Origin of the sequence: Micrococcus sp. FDAARGOS_333 (genome assembly GCF_002206575.2) — a bacterium.
Classification (GTDB): Bacteria; Actinomycetota; Actinomycetes; order Actinomycetales; family Micrococcaceae; genus Micrococcus; species Micrococcus lylae.
Map to the genome: position 1 here is coordinate 1757091 of NZ_NJFJ02000001.1, position 26048 is coordinate 1783138.

Genomic DNA, 26048 nt, shown 5'->3' on the forward strand with positions numbered 1-26048 from the left:
CAAGGCCCCACGTGTTGCGCCGAGCCACCGGGTGAGGGATTGCTAGTTTTGGCGGTATGACACAGACCTCGAAGCTCTCGCAGTCCAAGCTCGAATCCACGCTGTGGTCCGCAGCGAACGCACTGCGTGGTCCGGTAGATCCGGGGGACTTCAAGGGCTACGTCTTCCCGGTCATGTTCTTCAAGTGGATCTCCGACACCTGGGACCACTGGCACGCCCACGCACTCGAAGTGTGGGGCGACGACCTCACTGACGAGATCGAGGCCGACTACCAGCCGTTCACCGTCCCCGACGGCTGCCACTGGGCCGACGTGCGCAACCAGGTCGTGAACGTGGGCGTCATGCTCAACGCCGCACTTCAGAAGATCGAGCAGGCTAACCCGGACCTGGTCGGTGTGTTCGGCGACGTGAACTGGGCGAACAAGGATCGTCTGCCGGAGACCGCCCTGGTGAACCTGCTGGACACCTTCCACGAGGTCAAGCTGGACCCGGACCACGTCGAGGGCGACATGCTCGGGCGCGCCTACGAGTACCTGCTGCGAGAATTCGCCGAGGCCTCGGGCAAGAAGGCCGGCGAGTTCTTCACCCCGCGGCATGTGGTCCACCTGCTGGTCAAGATCCTCGACCCGCAGCCCAGTGAGACCGTCGTCGATCCCGCCTGCGGCTCCGGCGGCATGCTCGTGGAGACCATGAACGCCGTGGAGAAGGCCGGTGGCGATCCGCGCACCCTCCGCCTGCACGGCCAGGAGATCAACCTGACCACCTCGGCCATCGCCAAGATGAACCTGTACCTCCACGGGCTCAAGGACTTCGCGATCAAGCGCGGTGACACGTTCCGCGAGCCGCGCTTCGTCACCAACGGCAAGCTGGACACGTTCGACGTGGTCATCGCCAACCCGCCGTTCAGCCTCCAGAACTGGGGCGAGGACCAGTGGGCCACGGACCCGTATGGCCGCGCCTTCTGCGGGGTGCCCCCGGCCAAGAACGGCGACTTCGCCTGGATCGAGCACATGATCGCCTCGATGAAGCAGGACACGGGCCGTGTCGGCGTGGTCATGCCCCACGGCGTGCTCTTCCGTGGCGGCAAGGAGGCCGCGATCCGCAAGTGCCTGCTGGAGAACAAGGACTACCTGGAGGCCGTCATCGGCCTGCCGAACAACCTGTTCTACTCGACCAACATCCCGGTCTGCATCCTCGTGTTCCGCAAGACCAAGCCTGCCGAGCGCCAGGACAAGGTGCTGTTCATCGACGCCTCGGCGAAGTTCAAGCCCGGCAAGAAGCAGAACAGCCTGGCCGGCACCGACGTCGAGGCGATCTTCAAGGCCTACACCGACGGCCAGGACATCGACGGTGAGGGTGGCCTGCACCTGCGCCTCGTGGACGTGGATGAGATCAAGGAGAACGACTACGACCTGAACATCGGGCACTACATCGAGACAGCGGCTGCAGCTGACGTCGATGTAGCCGCTGCGATGACCACGTACTACTCCGCTAGTGAAGCCGTTCGCCAGGCGGAGGCACGCCTCGACGAGAGGCTGAAGGCGGCTGGTTTCGGTGCGTGAAGGTTGGGTCGAGACCACCTTGGGGCAGGTCGCAACGCGTGTTGTAGGCCGGACCCCTTCGAGGAAGATCGCGAACTACTGGACCGCCGACACAACGTATCCGTTCTTCACGATCGCCGACATGTCGCATCGCCACGTCACCGCTGGGCGTGAAGGCGTGACGGAACAGGCCATCGCGGACGGTCAGGCCAAGCGTGTGCCTGCAGGGTCCCTCCTGCTGAGCTTCAAGCTCACGATCGGCAAGGTGGTCATCACCGACCGGGAGGTCTACCCGAACGAGGCGATCGCCTGGATCCGCCCCAATGCGACGGTGCTTCAGGACTTCCTCGCCCTGGCTCTGGAGAACGTGAACTGGGACAGGCTCGGTGGACAGGCCGTGAAGGGGAAGACCCTGAACAAGACGTCCTTGGACGCCGTTGAGCTGTTGCTGCCCCCCATCGAGAAGCAGCACAGAATCGTAGACCTCATGGCCTCCCTCGACGACACCCTCGAGGCCGCCGTCGCGGCCCGATCCGCCTCTGAAGCCCAGATCGAGCAGCTGAGCTACCAGGTCCTGCCCGCCCTCGGCACCGGCAAGACGCCCCTCTCCGACGCGTTCAGCCGCTCCATCGGTGGCGTCTGGGGCCAGTCCAAGGGCGAGGGGGATATCGATGTCGTAGCCTTCCGCAGCACCGAGTTCAGCGACTGGGGCGACGTTGTCCACAAGGAGCCCGCCGTCCGGTCGATCACCCATCGCGAGCACAGCACCCGTGCGCTGGAGCCGGGTGACATCCTCGTGGAGAAGTCCGGCGGCACCCCCACCCGTCCGGTGGGTCGCGTGGTCCAGTTCCACAAGCACGACCTGCAGGCCCCGTCCATCGGGACCAACTTCATGCAGATTGTCCGCCCGGAGCCCGCGCAGATCAACGCGCGCTACGCCTACTGGCTGCTCTGGGCCAACCACCGCCGTGGCGGCAGCGTCATCCACCAGAAGGCCTCGACCAACATCCGCAACCTGCAGACTAAGGCCTACCTGCAGCAGGGCGTAGACCTGCCCACGCTCACTGAGCAGGAGGAGACCGCTGGGCTGCTCGATGCCGCCCTCGACGTGCGGACCAACCTCAACCGCCACATCGACGGCCTCCGCGACCTCCGTGCCAACCTGCTCATGGCCCTACTGTCCGGTGAGCACGAGATCCCCGAGTCCTACGACGACATCAGGGAGGCCACCTCATGAGCTTGGGCGAGATCCTCAGCGTCCAGCGCCCCCTCGTCGATGCCCTCGCCGGTATCGGCTGGGCCCACGTCGAGGGCGAGGACCTGCCCCGCGCCGACGAGAACTACTTCATCCCCAGCGAGGTGGAGCGTGCTCTTGAGCGCCTGAACCCGGCGATCGCTGAGGACCCAAGCAGGGTCCACGAGATTACTCAGAAGCTGCACTTGCTTCCGTTGACGGCGCAGGACACGGGACTGGTCGAGGCAAACCGTGCGTTCGCGGACTGGCTCAAAGGTGAGATCACCCACGAGTACGTCGGCACCAAGGGTTCCGTGCCGGTAACCCTGATCGACTTCGAGAACCCGGCCAACAACACCTACATCGTTTCCGACGAGGTCCGCTATGGAACACCGGGAAAGATCAGCCGCTTTGACATCGTCCTCTGGGTAAATGGCTTCCCGCTGGTGGTGGGGGAGCTGAAGACTCCCGTCAACCGCAAGGTTTCCTGGGTGAAGGGCGCCACGGAGCTGACAGATGTCTACCAGGCCGGGTGGGCTCCGTTCTTCGTCTCCAACGTTCTCTGCTTCGCCACCGAGGGTAAGGAATACCGCTACGCGGGCGTCGGAACCCCCGTGCAGCATTGGCATGCCTGGGGCGGGCTGAAGGAGACCCCCAACCTGCAGACCGTGATCTCGGCCGCCACCTCTCAGCTGACGCCCGCCAACGTGCTGGACTACCTGGCCGACCTCACCACGTTTGAGAACGCGCAGGCGGACGACGGCGTCTCATCCGTGCACAAGCTGCTGGCCCGCTACACGCAGTTCGAGGCCGTGAACCTGATTGTGGACCGGGTGAAAGACCCGGACCGCAAGAAGGGGCTGATCTACCACACGCAGGGCTCGGGCAAGACGCTGGCGATGGTGTTCGCGGCCGGCAAGCTGCTGCGAGATCCGGAACTGGAGAATCCGACCATCGTGCTGGTCGCCGATCGCGTCCAGCTCGTCAGCCAGCTCTGGGACCAGTTCCGTACGACCTCCATGCCGCGTCTCCTGGTGCCGGACTCGGCGGCCGAACTGCGCCGGCTGCTGAAGGATGATCGCCGCGGCCTGATCTTCACCACCGTTCACAAGTTCAAGGGTGCCGGTGTGTTGTCCACCCGGGAGAACATCGTGGTCATGGTCGACGAAGCCCACCGGACCCAGGAGGGTGACCTGGGGCAGACCATGCGCGCCTCGCTGCCGAACGCGAACCTGTTCGCGTTCACCGGCACGCCGATCGCCAACATGGACCGCAATACGTTCAAGACCTTCGGGGACGACTCCGACCCGGGCAGCGCCCTGCATACCTACGGCACGGACGAGGCGATCCGGGACGGCATGACAGTGCCGATCCACGTCTCGCCGCGTCAGGTGGACTTCAACCTGGACAAGGAAGCCCTGGACGAGGCCTTCGCCGTAATGGCCCAGGACGAAAACCTGGACGACGCCGAGCAGGACCGACTCGCACGCCGGGCCTCACGAGCGACCACGTTCTTCCTGAACCCCGAGCGGGTGAAGAAGGTCTGCGCGGACATGGTGGACCACTTCTACGACACCGTGGACCCGCTGGGCATGAAGGCCCAGGTCGTGGTGATCGACCGGGCCGCCTGCGTGGCCTACGTCGAGGAGATCGACCGGCTGCTGCAGGCCCGGTACGAAGCGCAGCTGGCTGCCGGCGACGAGCACGCGGACGCCCCGCAGCGGGACGAAGTCGCCGTCGTGATGACGGTGGGCACCGCCAAGGGCGAAGACCCCTCCTGGCAGAAGTACAACCTCACCGATGCCGAAGAGGCTGCCCTGCTCAAGCGCTTCCGAGCCTACGGTGACCCGCTGAAGTTCCTGGTCTGCACGTCCAAACTCGGAACCGGATTCAACGCGCCCATCGAGGGCGTGATGTACCTGGACAAGCCGTTGAAGGAGCACACCCTCTTCCAGACGATCACCCGCGCCAACCGCACGTGGCGAAACCCGGAGACCGGCGCGGATAAGCGCTACGGCATCATCGTGGACTACGTGGGCCTGGGCGCCGGATTCGCACGCGCCATGGCTCCCGCCGACCCGGACAAGGCCGCGCCGGAGATCGAGGTCGACGGACTCGTGGGGACCTTCGAGTCCCAGCTGGAGGCGACGCTCGCCCGCTTCAGCGGCATTGACGTCAACCAGCAGGGTCCCCAGACCCTGATGGACGCACAGGCCCGCATGCCAGGTGTCGCAGAGCAGCAGGCCTTCGCGGTGGACTACGCGATGCTCGAGGGTATCTGGGAGTCCCTCTGGCCCCATCACGACCTGCGCCCTCACCGCGCGGAGTATCGGTTCGTCTCCCAGGTGTACGCATCGTTGCAGCCGTCCACCGGGCATGAGGACCATCTCTGGCATCGCCTCGGCGTGAAGACCCTGCAGCTGGTACACGACCATATGGGCGACATCCGTGTCACTCGAGCGGACGAGGTCGTGGTCGCGGATGCGGACACCGTGAAGACGCTACTCGAGGAGGGGCTCATCGACGAGCCAAAGGAGGTCGAGGGCAAGACCGCCGAACAGATCATCGACTCGATCGCCGAGCGGCTCAAGGCGCGGATGGCCAAGGACGGCAATGCGGAGAAGCCGCAGTTCGTGGAGCTCTCCGTGCGCCTGGACCGCCTGCGGAAGAAGCAGCTGCAGGCCGCTCAGGAGTCGATCGAGTGGCTGCGTGAGGCGTTCACCCTTGCCAAGGACCTCAAAGCTGTCGAGAAGGCCGACGACGAGGGCACTCTCGACCTTCTCCCCGATCCCCGCATCGGTGCACTCACCCAGATCTTCCTGGAGTATGCGCCGAAGGACGCACCCCTTCTGGTCGAGAACGTGGTGAAGCAGATCGACGAGATCGTCCGCGAGGTCTCCTACGAGGGGTGGTACGCGACCCAGGAGGGCGACCGCTTGGTCCGCCGGCACGTGCGCGAGGTGCTCCACAAGCACCAGCTGCACAAGACCAAGGGGCTCTTCAACCGCGCCTACGAATACATCGCCGAGCACTACTGATCAGATGTACACTGTGAGGCATCAAGGCAGGCCCGCATCTCCGTTGGAGACGCGGGCCTGTTCTTTTCGGAATCTCCGCACCACAGGCCATCCTCGATACAGTGACGACGTGACTGTCGACAGCACCTACTCCAAGCCGTTCCTGTCCGTGGCAGACCAGATCAGGCGGCTGCGGGTACGGGGCATGGACTGCGGTGACCCTCACGTTGCAGCCCTGGCACTGGAGCGCTGTGGCTACTATCGGCTCTCCGGCTACTGGCACACTTCGCGTGAGTGGGACAGCGCCGACGGACAGCCGTCCTATGACGAGGATGGACGTGAGCGGCGCCGGGATGAATTCGTGTCCGGTGCGAGCCTGGAGCATGCTGTCCGAGTTCACGACTTTGACCACGACCTGCGTTCACGTGTCTTGAAGGTCCTGGAGACCATCGAAGTCGCATTTCGGTTCTACATCGGCCACCGCGCCGGAGCCATCGACCGATTCGCCCATCTGCGACCCGAGCTCCTCGATGCCCTGCGCCTCACCCCTGGTGGGGAGAAAAGTACCCCGACGACCAGGTACAAGGAGTGGCGCGAAGAGTATCTGCGTGAAGAGAACCGCGCACGAGGGCAGTTCGTAGACCACTTCCGGCGTCGGTACGGCCCGTCGCTGCCCGTCTGGGTCGCCACGGAGGTGATGTCGTTCGGCACGCTGACGCGGCTGTACGCATTGATGCCGCGAAGGGACCGCGAGGTCTTGGCAGGGAGATTCCAGGTGTTGCTCGGTGACGGCCGAGAAGACGACGGGACTCTGGGAAAGTGGCTGAGCGCATTGCGCCTGGTGAGGAACATCTGTGCCCATCACGGCCGACTGTGGAATCGAACGCTCGACCGGACACTGAGCGTGCCCGGTCGATGGGCGGCAGAAGCCGGTCCCCTAGAGACTGTCTTCGTCCCTGGCACGGTGTACAACAAGCTCTACCACGTGCTCGTGGTCATGCGGTATCTGATGCTCACCATTGACCCACAGGACAAGCGAGTCCTCGAGATCACCACGTTCCTCGAAAAAGAGGCCGCCAAGAGCGGCGTGGGACTGGATCAGATGGGGTTTCCCGATGGCTGGCAGAGCCAGCCACTCTGGATGGGCGCCTGCGAGCTGAGCACGTCTGCTGGCCGGGCGGCGCGGATCCTCGACCGTGTCGATTGTTGGTCCAAGACCGCATTGAAGGAGTGGATGGCGACGACGCGAACCTGGCCACCTGCTGATCACAGCGGGGGAAAGACGAAGAAGACTCCCCACGCGGAGCTGAAGTCGTACGTGGACTACGGAGCGGTCCTCACCGTGACTCTGACGACGGCGCCGACCTTTCCCCGGTTTCAGTTCCGTGACGGCCTGATCATCGCGCCTGCCGCAGAGCTGCACCGCAGGGCAAGGGAGCTCCTGCACGGCGACGACGACCTCAGCCAGACCGAGAGAATCATCGACTGGTGGCATCGCCCCCACCCTGACACAGCAGGAAGTGCCGCCGACCTTCGATCCCCACGTGAACTCCTGGAAGAGATGACCGATCGAGAATTCACAGAGTGGTCAACGGCCAACGACGTCCTGCGTACCTTGCTCTCCAGCTGCTGACTGCCGCCCATCAGCCCCACAGAGTGACGGGCCGACACGGTCACGTTGGTCGATCTCATCACCGTGTCTTCCCCTCACAACGCAGTGATCAGCACCAGAGACGGCCCGCCGCCTTCGACTGAAGAAGGCGACGGGCCGTCGTCGTTGTCGACCCAGGCACAGGATCAGATGTGCCGCAGCTCCTCCTGGCGGGACTGGACGCGCAGGCTGCGGCGCAGTGCGTCCGTCTCCTCGATCACCAGGCGGCGCAGGGCGCCCGGGGCGTCCGGGTGTCCGTCGATCCACGCCTGCGCGGCGGCCAGGACGGGGTGCTGCTCCTGCGCGGCCTCGTCGCCGTCCACGGCGTCCTGGTGCAGCGGGAACAGGCCGTGGATGGCACGCGAGGCCAGGCCGTTCGAGCGGGAGGACCACAGCGGCTCGAGCTCGCCGAACAGCTTCTGGCCGTAGCCGGCGGTCAGCTCGCCGGCGTCGGTGGCGAAGCCCTCCGCGGTGGCCGAGAGCAGGTCATTGGACAGGGGCGTGCCCGCTGCGTCCACGCCGGAGATCACGGCGTCCCATGCGGCCTGCTTCACCTGCGCCTCCGGCAGGGCGTTCACGGCCAGGGTGTGGCCGACCACGGTCTTGGCGGTGCGCTGCTCGGCCAGGGCGGTGTCCAGACCGGCGCGGTCGATGCCGCCGGTGGCCGCCAACGCCTGCAGCACCAGCCAACGGATCTCCGTGTCCACGGCCAGGCCCGGCGCGGCGGTCTCGGCGTCCTGCACGAGGGCCTGCTCCACCTGACCGGCGAGCTCGGCGTCCTTGCGGGCCAGAAGGGCCAGGACGCGGGCGGCGGCGCGCTGCCGGTCCGAGCCGGCCTCGAGCCCGGCCACGTGGCGCAGCAGCAGCGAGCCCAGGCGGGTGCGCAGCCGGGCGCGCTCGTCGGCAGCGGAGTAGAGGGACACGGCCGAGGCGGCCTGGGTCAGCACCTGCGTGTACACGGCCACCGGGGCGATGGTGTCCGCGAGCGCCTCCACGGCGTCCACGAAGGCCGCCACGGACAGCTCGCCGCCGCGGACCATGGCCCACAGGGAGGCCCACACGGTGGCCTGCGCCAGCGGGTCGGCGATGCGGTGGGTGAGCACGGCGTCCAGGGAGATCTGGTCCAGGGACACGGCGGCGTAGGTGAGGTCCTCGTCGTTGGGCAGCACCAGGCGCACGCCGTGCTCCGGAACCTCCAGGCCACGGATCGGGGTGCGCTCGACACCCTCGGCCACGTCCACGGTGACCGAGTCGGTGCGCATCAGGGCACCCGAGGCGTTCGGCTCGTAGACGCCCACCTGCACCACGTGCGGGCGGCGGATCGGTTCGCCGGTGGTGGGGTCCTCGCCGGACTGGACCAGCACCGCGGTGCCGTCCACGATGTCCACGCGCAGCGTCGGCACGCCGGCGGTGTGCAGCCAGGCACCGGCCCACGCGGACATGTCCCGGCCGGAGGCCTCGGACAGCACGGCCAGGAAGTCCTTCAGCTCGGCATTGCCCCACGCGTGGCGCTGGAAGTAGGTGCGGGCGGCCTGCTCGAAGGCCTCGCGGCCCACGTAGGCGGCCAGCTGCTTGAGCACGGATGCGCCCTTGGCGTAGGTGATGCCGTCGAAGTTCTGGCGGGCGGCCTCCAGGTCCACGATGTCCGCCACGATCGGATGCGTGGTCGGGTACTGGTCCTGCACATAGGCCCAGGCCTTGCGCCGGGAGGCGAAGGAGGTCCAGGCCTCGGTGAAGCCGGCGGCCTCGGCGGAGGCCAGGGTGCCCATGTAGTCGGCGAAGGACTCCTTCAGCCACAGGTCGTCCCACCACCTCATGGTCACCAGGTCGCCGAACCACATGTGCGCCATCTCGTGGAGGATGGTGTTCGCGCGGCCCTCCAGCTGGGCGCGGGTCGGCGCGGTGTCATGGATGTAGTGCTCGGTGAAGGTCACCAGGCCCGGGTTCTCCATGGCGCCGAGGTTGTACTCCGGCACGAACGCCTGGTCGTACTTGCCCCACTCGTAGGGGACGCCGAAGAGGTCATGGAAGAAGTCCAGGCCGTTCTTCGTGATGGCGAAGACGGCGTCTGCGTCCATGTGCTCGGCCAGTGTCTGCCGGCAGAAGATGCGCAGGTCCACCGGCACGGCCCCGGTGGCCTCGTGGCCGCCCCAGTGGTCCTCGAACACGGCGTAGGGGCCGGCGAGCAGCGTGGTGATGTAGGTGGACTGCGGACGGGTGGCCTGGAAGGCCACGGTGACCGAGCCGTCGTCGTTCTTCGTCCGGGAGGTCTCCACGCCGTTGGAGGCGAGGACCCACGCGGCCGGGCCGGTGAGGCGGAAGGCGAAGGACGCCTTCAGGTCCGGCTGCTCGAAGTTCGGGAACACACGGCGGGCGTCGGCCGGCTCGTACTGCGTGTACAGGTAGGTCTGGCCGTCGGCGGGGTCCACGTAGCGGTGCATGCCCTCACCGGAGCGGGAGTACAGCGAGGTGCCCCTGAGCACCACGGTGTTCTCCGCGGCCAGGCCGGGCAGGCGGACACGGTTGCGGCCGGCGACCTCGGCGACGTCCAGGGTCACGCCGTTGAGCTCGACGGACTCCACCGAGGCGTTGATCCAGTCCAGCCAGGTCTCCGAGCCCGGCTCGGAGCAGGAGAAGACGAGGGTCGCGGTGACCGGGTACGCCTCGGCCTCCGCGTCCTCGGCGTTCCGGACGTCGACGCAGACGTCGTAGGAGCGCACGGAGACGGCGTTCGCGCGCCCACGGGCCTCATCGCGCGTGAGCTCGGCGGTGTCCCAGTCCGGGCGCGGCAGGGCGGAAGTGTTCTCAGACATGCGTCCTATCCCATCACATCAGCCGCCCCGGGCCGTCGTCGGGTCGGGTCTGTCGGGGACACGGCCGGGTCAGGCCGGGACGGCCTGGTTCTTCGGGATGACCGTCAGGCCGGACGCGGTGACCGTGAATCCGCGGGCCTCGTCCTCGGCGCGGTCGAAGCCGATGCGCACGCCCGGCGGAACCACCACGTTCTTGTCCAGGATCGCGTTGCGCACCTGGGCGCCCTCGGAGATCACCACGGAGTCCAGCAGCACGGACTGCTCCACCCATGCCTCGTCGAGGATCCGGCAGTCCGTGGACACCACGGACTGGGCCACGGTGCCGCCGGAGACGACCACGCCCTGGGCCAGCAGCGAGTCCACCGCGGTGCCCGGGCGCTTCGAGGCCGAGCGGACCAGCTTGGCCGGCGGGGACACGGACTGCCGGGTGTACAGCGGCCAGTCCCGGTTGTAGAGGTTGAACTCCGGCACCGGCTGGACCAGGTCCATGTGGGCGTCGTAGTAGGAGTCGAGGGTGCCGACGTCCCGCCAGTAGTGCTGGCCGGAGCGGGCGCCCGGGATCTCGTTGGCGGTGAAGTCGTACACCCCTGCCTCGCCGCGCTCCACGAACCAGGGGATGATGTCCCCGCCCATGTCATGCGTGGAGTCCTCGTCCTCGGCGTCACGGTTCAGGGCCTCCACGAGGGCGTCCGTGTCGAACACGTAGTTGCCCATGGAGGCGAGGAACGCGTTCGGGTCGTCCGGCAGGCCGGGGGTCGAGTCCGGCTTCTCCACGAAACGGGCGATCCGCTGCCGGTCGGTCTCCGCGGTCTCGATGACGCCGAAGGAGGAGGACATCTGAAGCGGCTGGCGCACCGCGGCCACGGTGGCCTTCGCGCCCGAGGCGATGTGCTGGTCCACCATCTGCTGGAAGTCCATGTGGTAGACGTGGTCCGCGCCGATCACCACCACGATGTCCGGGCGGGCGTCCTGGATCAGGTTCATCGACTGGTAGATGGCGTTCGCCGAGCCGAGGAACCAGTCCTTGCCTCGGCGCTGCTGCGCCGGCACCGACGCCACGTAGTTGTTCAGCAGCGTGGACATCCGCCAGGTCTCGGAGATGTGGCGGTCCAGGGAATGCGACTTGTACTGGGTCAGCACCACGATCTCGCGGTAGCGCGAGTTCACGAGGTTGGACAGGGCGAAGTCGATGAGCCGGTAGGCGCCGCCGAAGGGCACGGCCGGCTTGGCGCGGTCCGCGGTCAGCGGCATCAGACGCTTGCCCTCACCTCCGGCCAGGACGATCGAGAGGACCTTCTTCTGGACCATGGAACGAGGACTCCCTTCCTGCTGGCTGAGATGCCGGCATCGCACCGATGTCCGGTACCGCCAGACTATCGGCACGGTTCGGCGCTGGACTAGGTTGGAGGCGTGCGCATCGACATCGTGAGCAAAGAGTTCCCCCCGGCCGTCTACGGCGGAGCCGGCGTCCACGTCGCGGAGTTGACCCGCGTCCTCGCCGCACGCGCCGACGTCCGCGTCCACGCCTTCGGCGACCCCCGCGACGCCGACTTCCACGGGGCCCAGGTGCTGACCTACCCGACGCCGTCCGGCTTCGAGCAGACCAACGGCGCCGTCCAGACCCTCGCCACCGACCTGACCATGCTCGAGTCGTTCGCCGGAGCGGACGTCATCCACTCGCACACCTGGTATGCCAACATGGCCGGCCACCTCGGCGCCCTGCTGCACGACGCCCCGCACGTGCTCTCCGCCCACTCCCTCGAGCCGCTGCGCCCGTGGAAGGCCGAGCAGCTCGGCGGCGGCTACCGCGTCTCCAGCTGGGCCGAGTCCACCGCCTACCACGCCGCGGACGCCGTCATCGCCGTCTCCGAGGGCATGCGCCGGGACATCCTGAGGTGCTACCCGCAGGTCGACCCGGCCCGGGTGCACGTGGTGCACAACGGCATCGACACGAAGCTCTGGACGCCGCAGACCTCCCAGGGGGCCCTGGCCGAGCACGGCATCGACCCGGACCGGCCGTCCGTGGCCTTCGTCGGCCGCATCACCCGCCAGAAGGGCGTGCCGCTGCTGCTCAAGGCCGCCCTGCAGCTGCCGGAGGAGGTCCAGCTCGTCCTCTGCGTCGGCGCCCCGGACACTCCGGAGCTGGCGAAGGAGGTCGACGCCCTGTTCGCCCAGCTGCGTGAGAAGCGCGACGGCGTCGTGGTGATCGAGGGCATGCTGCCCCGCCAGGAGGTCATGGAGATCCTGTCCCAGGCCACCGTGTTCGCCTGCCCGTCCGTCTACGAGCCGCTGGGCATCGTCAACCTCGAGGCCATGGCCTGCGGCACCGCCGTGGTCGCCTCCCGCGTCGGCGGCATTCCCGAGGTCGTGGACCACGGCACCACCGGGCTGCTCGTGGACATCGAGCAGGAGGACGACGGCACCGGCACCCCCGTCGACGAGGACGCCTTCGTGGCCGACTTCGCCGCCGCCCTCACCCAGGTGCTCTCCGACCCGGAGAAGGCCGCCGCCATGGGCGAGGCCGGTCGCACCCGGGCCATCGAGCACTTCTCCTGGGAGACCATCGCCGAGCGCACCCTCGAGGTCTACCGGACCGTCCTGCGCTGACCCGGCTCCACGCGAACGGCCGCCCGCCTCTGGCTGAGGTGGGCGGCCGCCGTCGCGAAGGGCAGGACCCGGCCGGACCGGGTCACGTCAGGCTCAGGCGTCGGAGTTCTTCGCCTTCTTCGCCGTCTTCTGCCGGGCGCGCAGGGTGCGCTCGTGGACCGGGGCGTCACCCGAGGCGGCCAGCTCCGCGTAGTGGGCGTGGGCCTCCTCCTGACGCGCGTGCTCCTCGTCGGTGGTCAGCTCCATGCGCAGGTGCTCCTGCTCCAGGCCGTAGGCCTCCACCAGCTCCTGGGCGAAGGGGCGAAGGCGCTCGGCGAGGCGGTTGATGTATCCGCGCAGGGCACGGGCGCGCTGGGAGGACACGCGGCCGTGGGCCACGTACCAGCCGAGGTCGTCCTCCACCGTGCGCAGCGCGAAGAGGTCGCGCAGCCAGGTGAGCACGGTGCGGGTGTGCTCATCCTCGATGCGCTCCACGGCACGGGTGAAGGCCTCCCACTGCAGCAGGGCGGCGTGGTCGCGGGCGACCTCGATCAGCTCGTGCTGACGGGAGTTGAAGGCGGCGGCCTGCGCGGCCTTGTCCTTGCCGCGCACCTTCTGCAGGGTGCCGGCGATGTCCGCGGTCTTCGAGCGCACCCGATCCGTCAGCAGGCTCTGCTGGACCTGCGGGTCCTTGAACCAGTTCGCCGAGCGGCGCTCGTCCGAGCGGTCGGACACGGACTGGACCACCTTGTGCAGGCCGGCCCGGTGCAGGGCCTCGGAGGCCTGGCTGGCCACGTACTTGGACACGGCGCCGACGTCGAGGCGGCCGAACTCCTTCGAGTAGTCCGTGAGCAGACGCTTGCCCACCAGCTGGAGCAGGACGTTGTTGTCCCCCTCGAAGGTGACGAAGACGTCCAGGTCCGCGCGCAGCTGGGTGACCCGGTTGCGTGCCATGAAGCCCTGGCCGCCGCAGGCCTCGCGGGCCTCCTGGAGGGTGTCCAGGGCGTTCCAGGTGGTCACCGGCTTCACCGCCGCCGCGAGGGTCTCGAGCTCCTGGCGGTGATGGTCGGTGTCCCCGCGGCCGGAGAAGACCTCGTCGAACTTCTCCAGCAGCTCGTTGGCGGAGAAGGCGTCTGCGTAGGTGCGGGCGAGGCGGTCGATCAGGCGGCGCTGATGGTTCTGGTAGTCCATCAGCACCTCCTCGCGGTCCGGGGAGGACGCGTTGAACTGGCGGCGCTGGTTGCCGTAGGTGATGGCGCCCTGCAGGCCGAGGAAGGAGGCGCCCGTGGCGGACAGGGACAGCGAGACACGCCCCTGCACAAGGGTGCCGATCATGGTGAAGAAGCGGCGGCCCGGGGAGGCGATGGGGGAGGAGTAGGTGCCGTCCGCGGCCACGTCGCCGTAGCGGTTCAGCAGGTTGGTGCGCGGGATGCGGACCTCGGTGAAGTGCAGTCGGCCGTTGTCGATGCCGTTGAGGCCGCCCTTGAGACCGTCGTCTTCGCCGCCGACACCCGGCAGGAAGTTCCCGTCCTCGTCACGGATCGGCACGAAGAAGCAGTGCACCCCGTGGTTGACGCCCTTGGTGATCAGCTGGGCGAACACCGTGGCGGCACGGCCGTGCAGAGCCGCGTTGCCCAGGTAGTCCTTCCATGCGCCCTTGAACGGCGTGTGGATCACGAACTCCTCGGAGGCCTCGTCATAGGTGGCCGTGGTCCCGATGGAGGCCACGTCCGAGCCGTGGCCGATCTCCGTCATGGCGAACGCGCCGGGCAGCTTCAGCGTGAGGGCGTCCGGCAGCCACTTCTCATGGTGCTCGGCGGTGCCCAGGTGCAGGATCGCCGAGGAGAACAGGCCCCACTGGACGCCGGCCTTGATCTGCAGGGAGGGATCCGCGGTGACGATGTCTGAGAACGCCGCCACGGAGGCACCGTGCGCGTCCTCACCGCCGAACCTGGCCGGGAAGGCGCGGGCGATGGCGTCGTTGTCCACGAGGATCCTCAGCTGGTCCAGCACGCGTTCACGGTGCTCGTCCATGCCGAGCAGGGGATCGCGGTGCAGCGCCGGATCCTTCATGAGGGCGCGGGAGGCGCGGCGGACATCGGCCCACCGTCCCAGCAGCGCCTCCTGGAGGGCGGCCCCATCGAGGGCGCCGGCCTCCGGGTGCTCCGGGGCGATCTGGTCGATGTCGTGGGGAACGGAGTCCGTGGGGTCGGCGGCGGGGGTCCCGGTCGTGGGGTCTGCGGCGGTCATGAGGTGCTCCTTTGCGTGCGGGAAGGGGCGGACGTGGTGGATGTGGTGGATGTGGTGGATCCGGTCAGGCCGTTGAGCAGCCAGCCGGTGATCTGGGCGGCGGTCTGCTCCGCCGTGGCGCGGCCGGGACCGCCGGACGCGGAGAGCCAGGCCTCGCCGGCGGCCTTGACCATGCCGAGCGCGGCGGTGGGCCACAGCAGCAGGGGGTCGCCGTCGGCGGGTGCCTCGCGCCCGGCGGCGGCGAGGTGGGCGCGCAGTCGCTCCTCCAGGGTCTGGTGCATGCGCTCGAAGAAGCCGTGGAGCGTCTGCGCGTCGGCGCCGTCCTGCTGCCCGTGGGCCGACTGCACGGAGAAGGCGTACACATGCGGAGAGGAGTCGGCCATCCGCAGGTAGGTCTCGACCATGGCGCCCAAGGCCAGGCGGGGGTCCGAAGAGGTTCCCACCGCTTCGAGCAGGCGCCGCTCCATCAGGGCGATGGCCTCCTGCGAGACAGCCTCCTGCAGGCCCGCCTTGTCCCCGAAGTACCGGTAGAACACGGACTTGGAGGTGCCGGCGTGGGCGGCGATCTCCTCCATGGAGGGGTGGGGGCCCAGGTCATGCACGGCCTCACGGGTGGCCCGAAGGAGCGCGCGGCGCCGCAGGCGGCGATGCTCGTCCCAGCGGGCATGACGCCCGTCGCGCAGCGAGGATGTGTGTGACTTCACGGAACCCACCGTATCAGGTACTCTCGGTTGCGGAAACAACGTTCGCCCTGGCGACGTCCCCTCTTCACGCGGACGCGCCTGCCCCTCGAAGGAGACCGACGTGACCGTCACCGACGCCACCGATTCCCGTCCCGCCGTCGCCGGCGGCCCGCTGCGCAAGGCCGTCGTGGTCGGCGGCAACCGCATCCCGTTTGCCCGTGCCAACACCGCCTACGCGGACGCGTCCAACCAGGACATGCTGACCGCGGCCATCGAGGGTCTCGTCGCCCGCTACGGCCTGCAGGGAGAGCGCCTCGGCCAGGTCGCCGCCGGCGCCGTGCTCAAGCATCCGCGCAACTTCAACCTCACCCGCGAGTCCGTGCTCGGCTCGTCGCTGTCCCATGACACCCCGGCCATGGACCTGCAGGTCGCCTGCGCCACCGGCATGGAGGCCCTCGGCATCCTCGCGGACAAGATCCGCCTGGGCCAGATCGACTCCGGCATCGGCGGCGGCGTGGACTCCATCTCCGACTCGCCGATCTCCGTCTCGGACGGCCTGCGCCGTGTGCTCCTGCGCCTCAACGCCGCCCGCACCGGCAAGGAGCGCCTCGCCGCCATCAAGGACCTCCGCCCGGGCCACCTCGTCCCGGAGCCCGCCGGGGCCGGTGAGCCCCGCACCGGCCTGGCCATGGGCGAGCATCAGGCCCTGACCACCCACGACTGGGGCGTGACCCGCGCCGAGCAGGACGAGCTCGCTCTCGCCTCCCACCAGAACCTGGCCGCCGCCTACGACTCCGGCTACATGGACGACCTGGTCACCCCGTTCCGAGGCCTGGCCAAGGACAACAACCTCCGCGGTGACTCCACCCTGGAGAAGCTCGGCCGCCTCAAGCCGGCGTTCGGCCGCCACCTGGGGGAGGAGGCCACCATGACGGCCGCCAACTCCACTCCGCTCACCGACGGCGCCTCGGCCGTGCTGGTCTCCTCGGAGCAGTGGGCCGCCGAGCGTCGCCTGCCCGTGCTGGCCGAGTTCGTGGACCACGAGATCGCCGCCGTGGACTTCGTGGACGGGGACGAGGGCCTGCTCATGGCCCCGGTGTACGCCGTCCCGCGTCTGCTGGGCCGCCACGGCCTCACCCTGGAGGACCTGGACTTCATCGAGATCCACGAGGCCTTCGCCGGCACCGTGCTCTCCACCATGAAGGCCTGGGAGGACGAGGAGTTCTGCCGCTCCCGCCTCGGCCTGGACGGCGCCTTCGGCACCGTGGACCGCGCCAAGCTCAACGTGCACGGCTCCTCCCTGGCCGCCGGCCACCCATTCGCGGCCACCGGCGGCCGCATCACCGCCCTGCTGGCCAAGATGCTCCACGAGAAGGGCGAGGGCTCCCTCGGCCTGATCTCCGTGTGCGCCGCCGGCGGCCAGGGCGTCGTCGCCCTGATGCGCGGCCGCTGAGCCGAACCGACCGTCGAGACCGACTGAAGAAGGACTGATCTGATGAACGACCCGTACGGCACCTTCGTCGACTCCGCCGTCGGCAAGAGGCTCGCCAAGGCCCTCGGCCTGCCGATGCCCGTCCAGCTGCGCCGGCACACCCCGGGCGCCCCGCTGCTCGAGGGCCCGGCGCTCGTGCTCGGCGGCACCCCCGCCGCCGAGGCCGCCGCCCGTCTGCTGACCAGCTGGGGCGTGGAGGTCCAGACCTCCCGTGCCGAGTCCGTGAAGTACGCCGCCGTGGTGGCCTGCTTCGACGGCATCGACACCCCCGCGGCCATCGGCGAGACCGTCCTCGACCTGGGCGGCACCCTCCGTCAGCTGGCGACGAACTCCCGTGTGGTCACCGTGGCCGAGGACCCGGAGGCCGCCTCGGTGGCCGAGGACCCGGCCGCCCGCGCCGCCCGCCAGGGCATCACCGGCCTGACCCGGTCCCTCGCCCACGAGATGCGCGCCGGCGGCACCGCCAACGGCATCCAGCTCGGTGACGGCGTGGGCCTGGACGCCCCGGGCGCCGCCGGCGCCCTGCGGTTCCTGCTCTCCGGTCGCTCGGCCTACGTCTCCGGCCAGTTCCTCCCGGTCACGACGACGGCCGGTCGCCTCCCGGAGGACCCCGACCGTCCGCTGGCCGGGAAGGTGGCCGTGGTCACCGGCGCCGCCCGCGGCATCGGTGCGGCCATCATCCGCACCCTCGCCCGGGACGGCGCGACCGTGGTGGGCGTGGACGTCCCGGCCGCCGGCGAGTCCCTCACAGCCGTGGTGAACGAGCTCGGCGGCACCGCCCTGCCGCTGGACATCACCGCCGAGGACGCCGGCGCCAGGATCCTCGAGCACTGCCGTTCGCGTCACGGCCGCATGGACATCGTGGTGCACAACGCCGGCATCACCCGGGACAAGATGCTCGCCAACATGGACGCGGCCCGCTGGGACTCCGTCCTGGCCGTGAACACCCTGTCCCAGCTGCGCATGAACGAGGCGTTCCTGGCGGACGAGGCGAAGGACGTGGTGGGCGAGGGCCTGCGCATCGTCACCCTGGCCTCCACCTCCGGCATCGCCGGCAACCGCGGCCAGACCAACTACGCCGCCTCCAAGTCCGGCGTGATGGGCCTGGCGGCCGCCACTGCGCCGCTGCTGGCCGCCCGCGGCGGCACCATCAACGCCGTGGCCCCCGGCTTCATCGAGACCGAGATGACCGCGAAGATCCCGCTGCTCACCCGTGAGGTCGGCCGCCGCATCAACTCCCTGAGCCAGGGCGGCACGCCGGTGGACGTGGCCGAGGCCATCGCCTTCCTCGTCTCCGACGCCGCCGGCGGCACCAACGGCAACACGCTGCGCGTGTGCGGCCAGGCCATGATGGGAGCCTGAGATGACCGAGCTGCAGACCATGCCGTCCCTGGCCGCCTGCTACCGGGCCGCCTTCGGCCAGGCCGCCAAGGACGCCGTCACCAGGCGGCGTCGTCCCGCGGATCTGCCCGCTGCGCCGGTTCTCGTGCGCGGACACCGCATCTCTGCGGAGTCCCTGGACGCCTACCGCCGCCTGCTCGGCGTCGGCGAACCGGAGTCCGTGCCCTCCGTGCTGGTGCACATCGAGGCCTTCCCCGCCGCGATGCACCTGATGGCGGAAGAGTCCTTCCCGCTGCCGCTGATGGGCATGGTGCACCTGACCAACACGGTGTTCCACCACCGCCCGGTCCCCGTGGACGTGCCGCTGGACATCACCGCCCGGGCCTCCGAGCTGGTGGCCCACCACGCCGGCACCGCGGTGGACCTGACCGTCACCGTCACGGACCCGGAGACCGGCGAGGTCCTCTGGGAGGGCGTCTCCCGCTACCTGGCCAAGGGCGTGCACCGCGGTGCCCGGCCCGAGCGTCCGGCCCGCGAGGAGTTCACCGCTCCCGGCATGACCGGGCAGTGGCGCTTCGACGGCGGCGCAGGCCGAAAGTACGCAGCCGTCTCCGGCGACTACAACCCGATCCACCTGAGCGGCCCCACTGCCAAGGCGCTCGGCATGAAGGGCGCCATCGCCCACGGCATGTACCTCGCCGCGAAGATGCTCGCCGGCCGCGAGCCCACCGCAGCGGGCTTCCGCTGGGAGATCGGCTTCGACGCCCCGGTCCAGCTGCCCGGCACCGTCGCGGTCGCCTACGCCCATCCGGCCGCGGGCATCACGGAGGTGACGGGCTGGAACGCCCGCAGGGGCCGCCGGCACTTCACCGGCACGATCGCCCCGATCGAGGCCTGACCCGGCCCCACTCGCACCGAGGCCTCGTGTGAGGCAGACAGGACGGCCCCCGTCACCGCAGAGAAGGTGACGGGGGCCGTCGTCGTGAAGCGCGGGGGCGGGGCAGGACCCGGGCAGGTCGCCGTCCGAGGAGACGACCGGTGCCGGCCGTCCCGTTCAGAGCCCGGCGACCGCTGCGCGCAGGCGGCGGGCGTAGTCGTCCCAGGTGTGGGAGCGGGCCCGGCGCTCGGCCTCGCCGGACATGGCGCGCCAGGAGGCCGGATCCTGGAGGACCCGCTCCAGGGCATCCGCCCAGGCCTGAGGCGTGTTCTGCCGGACGAGGCGCCCGGTGGCGCCGTCTGCCACCGCATGCACCAGCCCTCCGGTGCGGTGGGCGAGCACCGGCGTGCCGCAGGCCTGCGCCTCGAGGGCCACCAGGCCGTAGGACTCGGAGAAGCTCGGCATGGCCACCAGGTCCGCGGCGCGGAACTGGGCGGCGAGCTGATCGGCCGGGACCGGCTCGCTGAAGGTCACCAGGTCCGCCACGCCCTCGGCCTCGGCCAGAGCGGCCAGGTCCGGGGTGTCGGCGCCGGAGGGGGCCCCGTTGACGTGGGCGCGCAGGCGGTCCGTGCCCGGGGCGAGCACGCCACGGCGGCGCAGCTCGCCCAGCGCGGAGATGAGCACCTGGGGACCCTTGTGGTGCTGGATCCGGCCGGCGAACAGGACGCGCAGCTCCGGGTCGAACGGATCCACGTCCTCGGCCTCACCGCCGGGCCACCAGGCATGCCCCGCGGGAGTGAAGACGTCCGTGTCCACGCCGGGGGTGGCCACCACGATGCGGCGCCGAGGGGCGTCCAGCACCTCCATCAGCGTGCGGGCCTCACCGGGGGAGTTCACCACCAGCAGGTCCGCGCCGGCGGCGATCTCCCGCTCGGCCGCCCGACGCTCGTCCGACTCGGCCGCGTCCGGGTCCGCGGCCATCTTCATGGCGGCCACGGTGTGCATGGTGTGCAGCCAGGGTGCGTCCGCGGCCTGCGCGATGCGTCGGGCGGCCGGAGCGGAGAGCCAGTAGTGGCCGTGGACGAAGGCGATCTGCTCGTCGGCCACAAGGCCCTCCTGGTCCAGCCAGGCCAGTGCGTTGCCCGCGAACTCATCCGCGTGCGCGGCGAGGTCCTCCTTGGACAGCTCGCCGCCGGGACCGGCCGGGACCTCGACGACGGTCACCTCCTCCGCCTGCACGCGCGGGGCCGCGGACGGCAGCGCGGACACCACCGGATCCGGGCCGGTGCCACGGGTGAACACGACCGGCCGCATGCCCGTGCGGGCCAGCGCAGCGGCCTCGTGGCGGACATAGGTGTTCAGGCCCCCGGCGTCGCCCTGGCCGGGCTGGTCCAGGGGGTGGGTGTGGAAGGCCACCAGGACGGCGACCGGCACGTCCTGGCGCAGACGGCGGTCCACCGCGTCGAAGAGTCGGCCCGCCCGCGGGCTCGCCGCGATCTCGTCCGCGTGCACCACGGCGCCGTCCGGTCCGCCGAGGGGCACGGTCCAGTTGCGGTACTGGTCCTGGGTGGTGCCGGGCTGGTTCTGGATGCGGCGTTCTCCCACGGCGTCCACCAGGGCCACCGCGTGCAGGGCGGCGGGGGAGCCTGCGGCGAAGCGGTGCAGGGCCAGGATCTTGGCCTCGGTCTCGTCGGACGGCCGGCCGAGCGCGGGATCGCTGGGCAGCTGAGCAGCGGCGTCGAGGAAGCCGGCGACCGTGTGCTCGTGGCCGGCCCGCTCGTCCGCGGGGTCCCCGTCCACGAGGCCGAGCGATTCGCGCAGGTCCAGGTGGACGCCCTCCAGGTAGCCGGCGGTCGGAGGCAGGTCGTGGGTGTTGACGGCCGCCATGGCCAGTGCCCGGTGGGTGCCGGGCTCGGTCGGGACGCCGTCCCGACTCTCGAACCAGAGGATGGTGGTGCCCAGGATCCCGGCGTCCGCCAGGGCCTGCTGGACCCACGGCTCGAAGGTCCCCAGGTCCTCGCCGACCACCACGACGCCCGCCCGCTGGGCCTCGATCGTCAGCACGGCCAGCATGGCCTCGTGGTCGTAGCTGACATAGGCGCCCTCGCGCGGACCGCGGCCGGCCGGGACCCACCACAGGCGGAACAGACCGAGGATGTGGTCGATGCGGACGCCGCCTGCATGGCGCATGACGGTGCCCAACATCTGGCGCAGGCCCGCGTAGCCGTTGTCCGCCAGGGCCTTCGGATGCCATGGGTGCTGCGACCAGTCCTGGCCGAGCTGGTTGTACATGTCCGGGGGAGCGCCGACGGACATCGACTCCACGAGCTGGTCCCCGAGCAGGGCGAGGTCTGCGGCGTGGCGGTCGGCGCCGACGGCCAGGTCCAGCATCAGGCCCAGGCGCATCCCCGAGGACACGGCCGCGGCCTGGGCGGCGGCGATCTGCGTGTCCGCCACCCACTGGCACCAGCGGTGGAAGTCGCGTTCGTCCTCGGTGTCCGTGCCGGTGCGGACGGCGCACCAGGACGCGAAGTCCTCCAGGCCCCGGCCCTGGTCGGCGCAGAAGCGCTCATAGGCGGCCTGGCGCTCGGCCGAGCGGCCCACGGCGTGCACGGCGCGCAGGGCGGGCCACTGCACCTCGGCGACCGCGGCGCGGTCGATCGGCCCGCCCGCGTCCACGGCGGCCTGCAGGGCGGCCCCCGCCGAGAGCCAGCGCTGCTGCTCCGCCTCGGGCAGGTCCGCGAACTCCGGGATCTCGGGAACCCGGACGACCTGCACGTTGAGGAAGCGGCGGCTGACGGGGGAGTAGGGCGAGTCGAGCGGGGCGTGGCCCGGGTCGATCGCATGCAGCGGGTTGAGCAGCAGGAAGTCCGCGCCGTGCTCGGCCGCCGCGGCGGCCACGGTGGCGGCGTCGTGCATGTCGCCGATGCCCCAGGAGCCCGAGGAGGTCACCGAGTAGAGCTGCGCGGAGGCGCCCCAGCCGCGGCGGGCCAGGAACGGCTCGGCGGTGGTGAGCCGTTCCGGGGCGCAGAGGACCGCGGCCTCGGCGACGGTGCGGCCGTCCACGGACACCACCAGACGGTGGTAGCCCACCGGCAGGGACTCGGGCAGCTGCAGGTGGCGCCGCTCGCGCTCGATCGAGTCCACGCTCCGGCGCTCCCCGAGGGAGTCGGTGGCCCCGGCGAGCACGTGGCTGCCGTCCTCGCAGACCACGGTGGCCGCCACCTCCGCGCCGGGGCGCACGGTGAGGGGGACGGTACGCCGCGAGCCGGAGACCGCCACCACCGTGGGCGCGACCACGCGGCGCCAGTCGATCTCCTCGGCGGCCTGCACCGCGGCGTCGAGGGCGACCACGCCGTCCGAGGGGACGTCCACGCCGAGGGCGGAGAGCACCTCCACGAGGAGGTCGTCGGCGACGGTCTGGTCGGAGCCGTCCTGGCCGACGTAGGTCGGCTGCACGCCGTGCAGGCGGGCAAGACGGTGGAGAAGGTCCTGGGCGGCGCGGTTCACCGGTGTCCTCCATCGGATGCTCTGGGCCGGGCGGGGAGGCCTCGGTCGCTGAACGCGCGGGCGTGTGCGCACGAGGCCCACCCCCACACTACCGGGACTGTCCAGGGCCCACGCCCCGACGAGATGCCGGACACGGCGAAGGCCCCGGCAGTTCTGCCGGGGCCTTCGCCTCGATGAGCAGTGCGCGAAGGGGGACTTGAACCCCCACGTCCTTATCGGACACAGCGACCTCAACGCTGCGCGTCTACCAATTCCGCCACTCGCGCTCATTGTTGCGGACCCGGCCGTGGCCGTTCCGCCATGCCCTGCGCGGGCAACTCGAGAACTGTACCACGGTGCTTCGGCGACCGCCAAAACGCAGGTGAGGCACCGTCGTCGGGCCGTCTCGGCCAGCCATGATGAGTCGCCGCGGGACACCGCCGGCCACGGCGGATCGGCTCCGGCGCTAGCCTGAAGGCATGTCCGAGAACAGCGCACAGACCATCCCGACCGACGCCGAGGCCGGTGCGGAGCAGACCCCGTACCGCGATGTCGTCCAGATCTGCCGCGACCTGATCCGCATCGACACCACCAACCGCGGCGGCAACGTGTCCGTCGGCGAGCCGGAGGCCGCCGAGCTCTGCGCCGAGCTCATGCGCGCCGCCGGCATGGAGCCGCAGCTCTTCGAATCCTCGCCCGGGCGCGTGTCCGTGGTGGGCCACCTGCCCGGCTGGGAGCCGGACGCCCCAGGGCTGATCCTGCACGGGCACACGGACGTGGTCCCCGCCGACGCCTCCGAGTGGAGCGTCGACCCGTTCGGCGCGGAGATCAAGGACGGCATGATCTGGGGCCGCGGCGCCGTGGACATGAAGGGCATGGACGCCATGATCCTGTCCACGCTGCTGCACTTCGCCCGCACCGGACAGCGCCCGCGCCGTCCGCTCACGGTCGCCTTCTTCGCCGACGAGGAGGCCGGCGGCGTCTACGGTGCCGGCCACGTGGTCCGGGAGCACCCCGAGGTCTTCGCCGGCTGCACCGAGGCCATCAGCGAGGTCGGCGGGTTCTCCACCGAGATCGGGAGCACCCGCGCCTACCTGGTGCAGACCGCGGAGAAGGGCATCCACTGGCTGAACCTCAAGGCAGTCGACCGCCCCGGCCACGGCTCCGCCCCGCATCCGGACAATGCCGTCACCCACCTGGCCGCCGCCATGCAGCGCATCGGCACCCACGAGTGGCCGCTGGAGTACACCAAGACCACCCGCCAGCTGCTCGAGACCGTCGCCGAGCTCACCGGCACCGAGTTCGACGAGCAGGACCCGACCCCGCAGCTCGAGGCCCTCGGCCACGCCGGCACCTGGGTCGCCGGCACCCTGCGCACCTCCACCAACCCCACCGGGCTCGGCGGCGGATACAAGCACAACGTCATCCCGTCCACCGCCACCGGCACCGTGGACATGCGCACCCTGCCCGGCTCGGACGAGGAGGCGCTCGAGGTCCTCAAGACCCTGGCGGGGGAGAAGGTGCAGGTGGAGCACGAGCACCGGGACATCGCCCTGGAGACCCCGTTCTCCGGCGACCTCGTGGAACTGATGGCCACGGCCCTGCAGGAGGAGGACCCGGATGCCGAGGTGCTGCCCTTCATGCTCGGCGGCGGCACGGACAACAAGCACCTGTCCCGCCTGGGCATCGCCGGCTACGGCTTCTCACCGCTGCGCCTTCCCCCGGACCTGGACTTCACCTCCCTGTTCCACGGCATCGACGAGCGCGTGCCCATCGACGCCCTCGAGTTCGGCTGCCGGGTCCTGGCCCGGATCCTCGAGCCGCGAGAGACGCAGCGCTGAGAGCAGGGCTTCCGTGCCCGCCGCGACGGGGGTACCGTGAGCGCATGAGCACTGACCCGCGCCTGGCCCTCGAAGCCCTCGTCGCCGCCTTCAACGAGCACCTGGTCGCCGTCCAGAACAGCCGCGGCGAGGACGACCCGGCCGTCGAGGCCGCGTTCTTCTCGATCGCCGACGCCTTCGAGGCCTACGAGGACGCCCTCTACGCCAGCACCGGCGAGGTCACCCCGCTCGAAGTGTTCGAGGACGACGATGACGACGACGAGGAGCTCGACGACCTCGAGGACTGACCGCCGCCGGCTTCCCAGAGGCCCCTCCTTTTCAGAGAGGGTGTTCACACCTGCGCGTCGCCCCCGGTGCAGGGCCGTCGCCGTGCCGTAGAGTGACCCCGTGAGTTGGATCGAAGCAGTCATTCTGGGCCTGGTGCAGGGCCTCACGGAGTTCCTCCCGATCTCGTCCTCGGCGCACCTTCGCATCGTGGGCGAGTTCCTGCCCTCCGCGGCGGACCCGGGTGCGGCATTCACCGCCATCACCCAGATCGGCACCGAGCTGGCCGTGCTGATCTACTTCTGGAAGGACATCACGCGCATCATCGCGCAGTGGTGCAGGGCGCTGTCCGGCAAGGTCCCGCACTCCGATCCGGACGTGCGCATGGGCTGGCTGATCATCCTCGGCTCCCTGCCGATCGCGATCCTCGGCCTGCTGCTGGAGGACTGGATCGACACCGAGTTCCGGTCCCTGTGGGTCACCGCCACCATGCTGATCGTCTTCGCGATCCTCCTCGCCCTCGCCGACCGCTTCGGCCGCCAGCGCAAGCCCCTCGAGCAGCTCACCGTCCGCGACGGCATCCTCTACGGCTTCGCGCAGGCCCTCGCCCTGATCCCGGGAGTCTCCCGCTCCGGCGGCACCATCACCATGGGCCTGGCCCTCGGATACGCCCGGGAAGCCGCCGCCCGCTATGCGTTCCTGCTGGCCGTGCCGGCGGTGTTCGCCTCCGGCTTCTACAAGCTCTTCAAGTCCGTCGGCGACCCGACCACCGCCGGCCCGTACGGCATGGGCGAGACTCTGCTGGCCACCCTCATCGCCTTCGCGGTGGGCTACGCCGTCATCGCCTGGCTCATGCGCTTCATCACCCAGAACTCCTTCATGCCGTTCGTCTGGTACCGCATCGCCCTGGGCCTCGGTCTCTACGTGATGCTCGGCACCGGCCTCATCAGCGCCTGAATCACCGCCTCC

16 protein-coding genes and 1 tRNA gene are annotated in these 26048 nt (G+C 69.9%); 11 read left to right on the plus strand and 6 right to left on the minus strand.

Annotation, left to right across the window (positions count from 1 at the left end; translation table 11 throughout):
• Positions 1-56 precede the first annotated feature (56 nt).
• From CEQ11_RS07850 to CEQ11_RS07865, 4 genes are all read left to right on the plus strand, one after another.
• Positions 57-1562: a class I SAM-dependent DNA methyltransferase gene (locus CEQ11_RS07850; RefSeq protein WP_088478257.1), complete on the plus strand. Its 1506-nt coding sequence runs from the start codon at positions 57-59 to the stop codon at positions 1560-1562.
• The gene (locus tag CEQ11_RS07855; RefSeq protein ID WP_193763004.1) at positions 1555-2778 is read left to right on the plus strand and encodes a restriction endonuclease subunit S; all 1224 of its coding nucleotides are present in this window, start codon (positions 1555-1557) and stop codon (positions 2776-2778) included. The genes CEQ11_RS07850 and CEQ11_RS07855 overlap by 8 nt, the downstream gene beginning before the upstream one ends.
• Positions 2775-5813, plus strand: coding sequence for a type I restriction endonuclease subunit R (locus tag CEQ11_RS07860; RefSeq protein WP_088478259.1), 3039 nt, complete (start codon positions 2775-2777; stop codon positions 5811-5813). Before CEQ11_RS07855 ends, CEQ11_RS07860 begins: the two co-directional genes overlap by 4 nt.
• A 109-nt stretch (positions 5814-5922) precedes the next feature.
• The gene (locus CEQ11_RS07865) at positions 5923-7425 is read left to right on the plus strand and encodes an Abi family protein (RefSeq protein WP_193763005.1); all 1503 of its coding nucleotides are present in this window, start codon (positions 5923-5925) and stop codon (positions 7423-7425) included.
• A 164-nt stretch (positions 7426-7589) separates the two neighbouring features.
• On the opposite strand, the gene pepN is transcribed toward CEQ11_RS07865, so the two are convergent.
• The gene (gene pepN, locus CEQ11_RS07870; protein WP_088478261.1) at positions 7590-10256 is read right to left on the minus strand and encodes an aminopeptidase N; all 2667 of its coding nucleotides are present in this window, start codon (positions 10254-10256) and stop codon (positions 7590-7592) included.
• A 69-nt stretch (positions 10257-10325) separates the two neighbouring features.
• Positions 10326-11564, minus strand: a complete 1239-nt coding sequence (gene glgC / locus CEQ11_RS07875; RefSeq protein WP_087133329.1) for a glucose-1-phosphate adenylyltransferase — start codon at positions 11562-11564, stop codon at positions 10326-10328.
• 102 nt (positions 11565-11666) lie between these two features.
• Between glgC and glgA the strand changes: the two genes are divergently transcribed.
• Entirely contained in the window at positions 11667-12863 is a 1197-nt protein-coding gene (glgA, locus tag CEQ11_RS07880; protein ID WP_067190720.1) for a glycogen synthase, read from the plus strand.
• Positions 12864-12956: 93 nt separating this feature from the next.
• Here the strand turns inward: glgA and CEQ11_RS07885 are convergent, their stop codons facing one another.
• Together CEQ11_RS07885 and CEQ11_RS07890 are read right to left on the minus strand one after the other, a co-directional pair.
• On the minus strand, positions 12957-15092 hold the full coding sequence (locus CEQ11_RS07885; RefSeq protein ID WP_088478262.1) for an acyl-CoA dehydrogenase: 2136 nt from the start codon (positions 15090-15092) through the stop codon (positions 12957-12959).
• Entirely contained in the window at positions 15089-15796 is a 708-nt protein-coding gene (locus CEQ11_RS07890) for a TetR/AcrR family transcriptional regulator (protein WP_227718803.1), read from the minus strand. The genes CEQ11_RS07885 and CEQ11_RS07890 overlap by 4 nt, the downstream gene beginning before the upstream one ends.
• A gap of 100 nt (positions 15797-15896) precedes the next feature.
• On the opposite strand from CEQ11_RS07890, the gene CEQ11_RS07895 reads away from it, so the two are divergent.
• Genes CEQ11_RS07895 through CEQ11_RS07905 form a run of 3 tightly spaced genes read left to right on the plus strand, consistent with a single transcriptional unit; the run spans position 15897 to position 19506 of the window.
• Positions 15897-17228, plus strand: coding sequence for an acetyl-CoA C-acetyltransferase (locus CEQ11_RS07895; RefSeq protein WP_070638339.1), 1332 nt, complete (start codon positions 15897-15899; stop codon positions 17226-17228).
• 42 nt (positions 17229-17270) lie between these two features.
• Positions 17271-18629: a 3-oxoacyl-ACP reductase gene (locus CEQ11_RS07900; RefSeq protein ID WP_070638342.1), complete on the plus strand. Its 1359-nt coding sequence runs from the start codon at positions 17271-17273 to the stop codon at positions 18627-18629.
• Position 18630: 1 nt separating this feature from the next.
• Complete coding sequence (locus CEQ11_RS07905; RefSeq protein WP_088478263.1) at positions 18631-19506, plus strand: MaoC/PaaZ C-terminal domain-containing protein; 876 nt, start codon at positions 18631-18633, stop codon at positions 19504-19506.
• 156 nt (positions 19507-19662) lie between these two features.
• Here CEQ11_RS07905 and CEQ11_RS07910 read toward each other — a convergent pair whose 3' ends face one another.
• Entirely contained in the window at positions 19663-22995 is a 3333-nt protein-coding gene (locus CEQ11_RS07910) for a 4-alpha-glucanotransferase (RefSeq protein ID WP_227718804.1), read from the minus strand.
• A 181-nt stretch (positions 22996-23176) separates the two neighbouring features.
• Positions 23177-23261 (minus strand) — tRNA-Leu (locus CEQ11_RS07915).
• A 192-nt stretch (positions 23262-23453) separates the two neighbouring features.
• Between CEQ11_RS07915 and CEQ11_RS07920 the strand changes: the two genes are divergently transcribed.
• From CEQ11_RS07920 to CEQ11_RS07930, 3 genes are all read left to right on the plus strand, one after another.
• A complete protein-coding gene (locus CEQ11_RS07920) occupies positions 23454-24815 on the plus strand; it encodes a M20/M25/M40 family metallo-hydrolase (protein ID WP_082739825.1) in 1362 nt (453 codons plus the stop codon).
• A 44-nt stretch (positions 24816-24859) separates the two neighbouring features.
• On the plus strand, positions 24860-25102 hold the full coding sequence (locus CEQ11_RS07925) for a hypothetical protein (RefSeq protein ID WP_067190732.1): 243 nt from the start codon (positions 24860-24862) through the stop codon (positions 25100-25102).
• A 100-nt stretch (positions 25103-25202) separates the two neighbouring features.
• The gene (locus CEQ11_RS07930) at positions 25203-26036 is read left to right on the plus strand and encodes an undecaprenyl-diphosphate phosphatase (RefSeq protein ID WP_070638349.1); all 834 of its coding nucleotides are present in this window, start codon (positions 25203-25205) and stop codon (positions 26034-26036) included.
• Positions 26037-26048: the final 12 nt, after the last annotated feature.

Coding starts and splice junctions, on each gene's coding strand:
- CEQ11_RS07850 (WP_088478257.1), top strand. CDS start 57: ATGACACAGACCTCGAAGCTCTCGCAGTCCAAGCTCGAATCCACGCTG.
- CEQ11_RS07860 (WP_088478259.1), top strand. CDS start 2,775: ATGAGCTTGGGCGAGATCCTCAGCGTCCAGCGCCCCCTCGTCGATGCC.
- pepN (WP_088478261.1), bottom strand. CDS start 10,256: ATGTCTGAGAACACTTCCGCCCTGCCGCGCCCGGACTGGGACACCGCC.
- glgC (WP_087133329.1), bottom strand. CDS start 11,564: ATGGTCCAGAAGAAGGTCCTCTCGATCGTCCTGGCCGGAGGTGAGGGC.
- CEQ11_RS07885 (WP_088478262.1), bottom strand. CDS start 15,092: ATGACCGCCGCAGACCCCACGACCGGGACCCCCGCCGCCGACCCCACG.
- CEQ11_RS07900 (WP_070638342.1), top strand. CDS start 17,271: ATGAACGACCCGTACGGCACCTTCGTCGACTCCGCCGTCGGCAAGAGG.
- CEQ11_RS07905 (WP_088478263.1), top strand. CDS start 18,631: ATGACCGAGCTGCAGACCATGCCGTCCCTGGCCGCCTGCTACCGGGCC.
- CEQ11_RS07920 (WP_082739825.1), top strand. CDS start 23,454: ATGTCCGAGAACAGCGCACAGACCATCCCGACCGACGCCGAGGCCGGT.
- CEQ11_RS07925 (WP_067190732.1), top strand. CDS start 24,860: ATGAGCACTGACCCGCGCCTGGCCCTCGAAGCCCTCGTCGCCGCCTTC.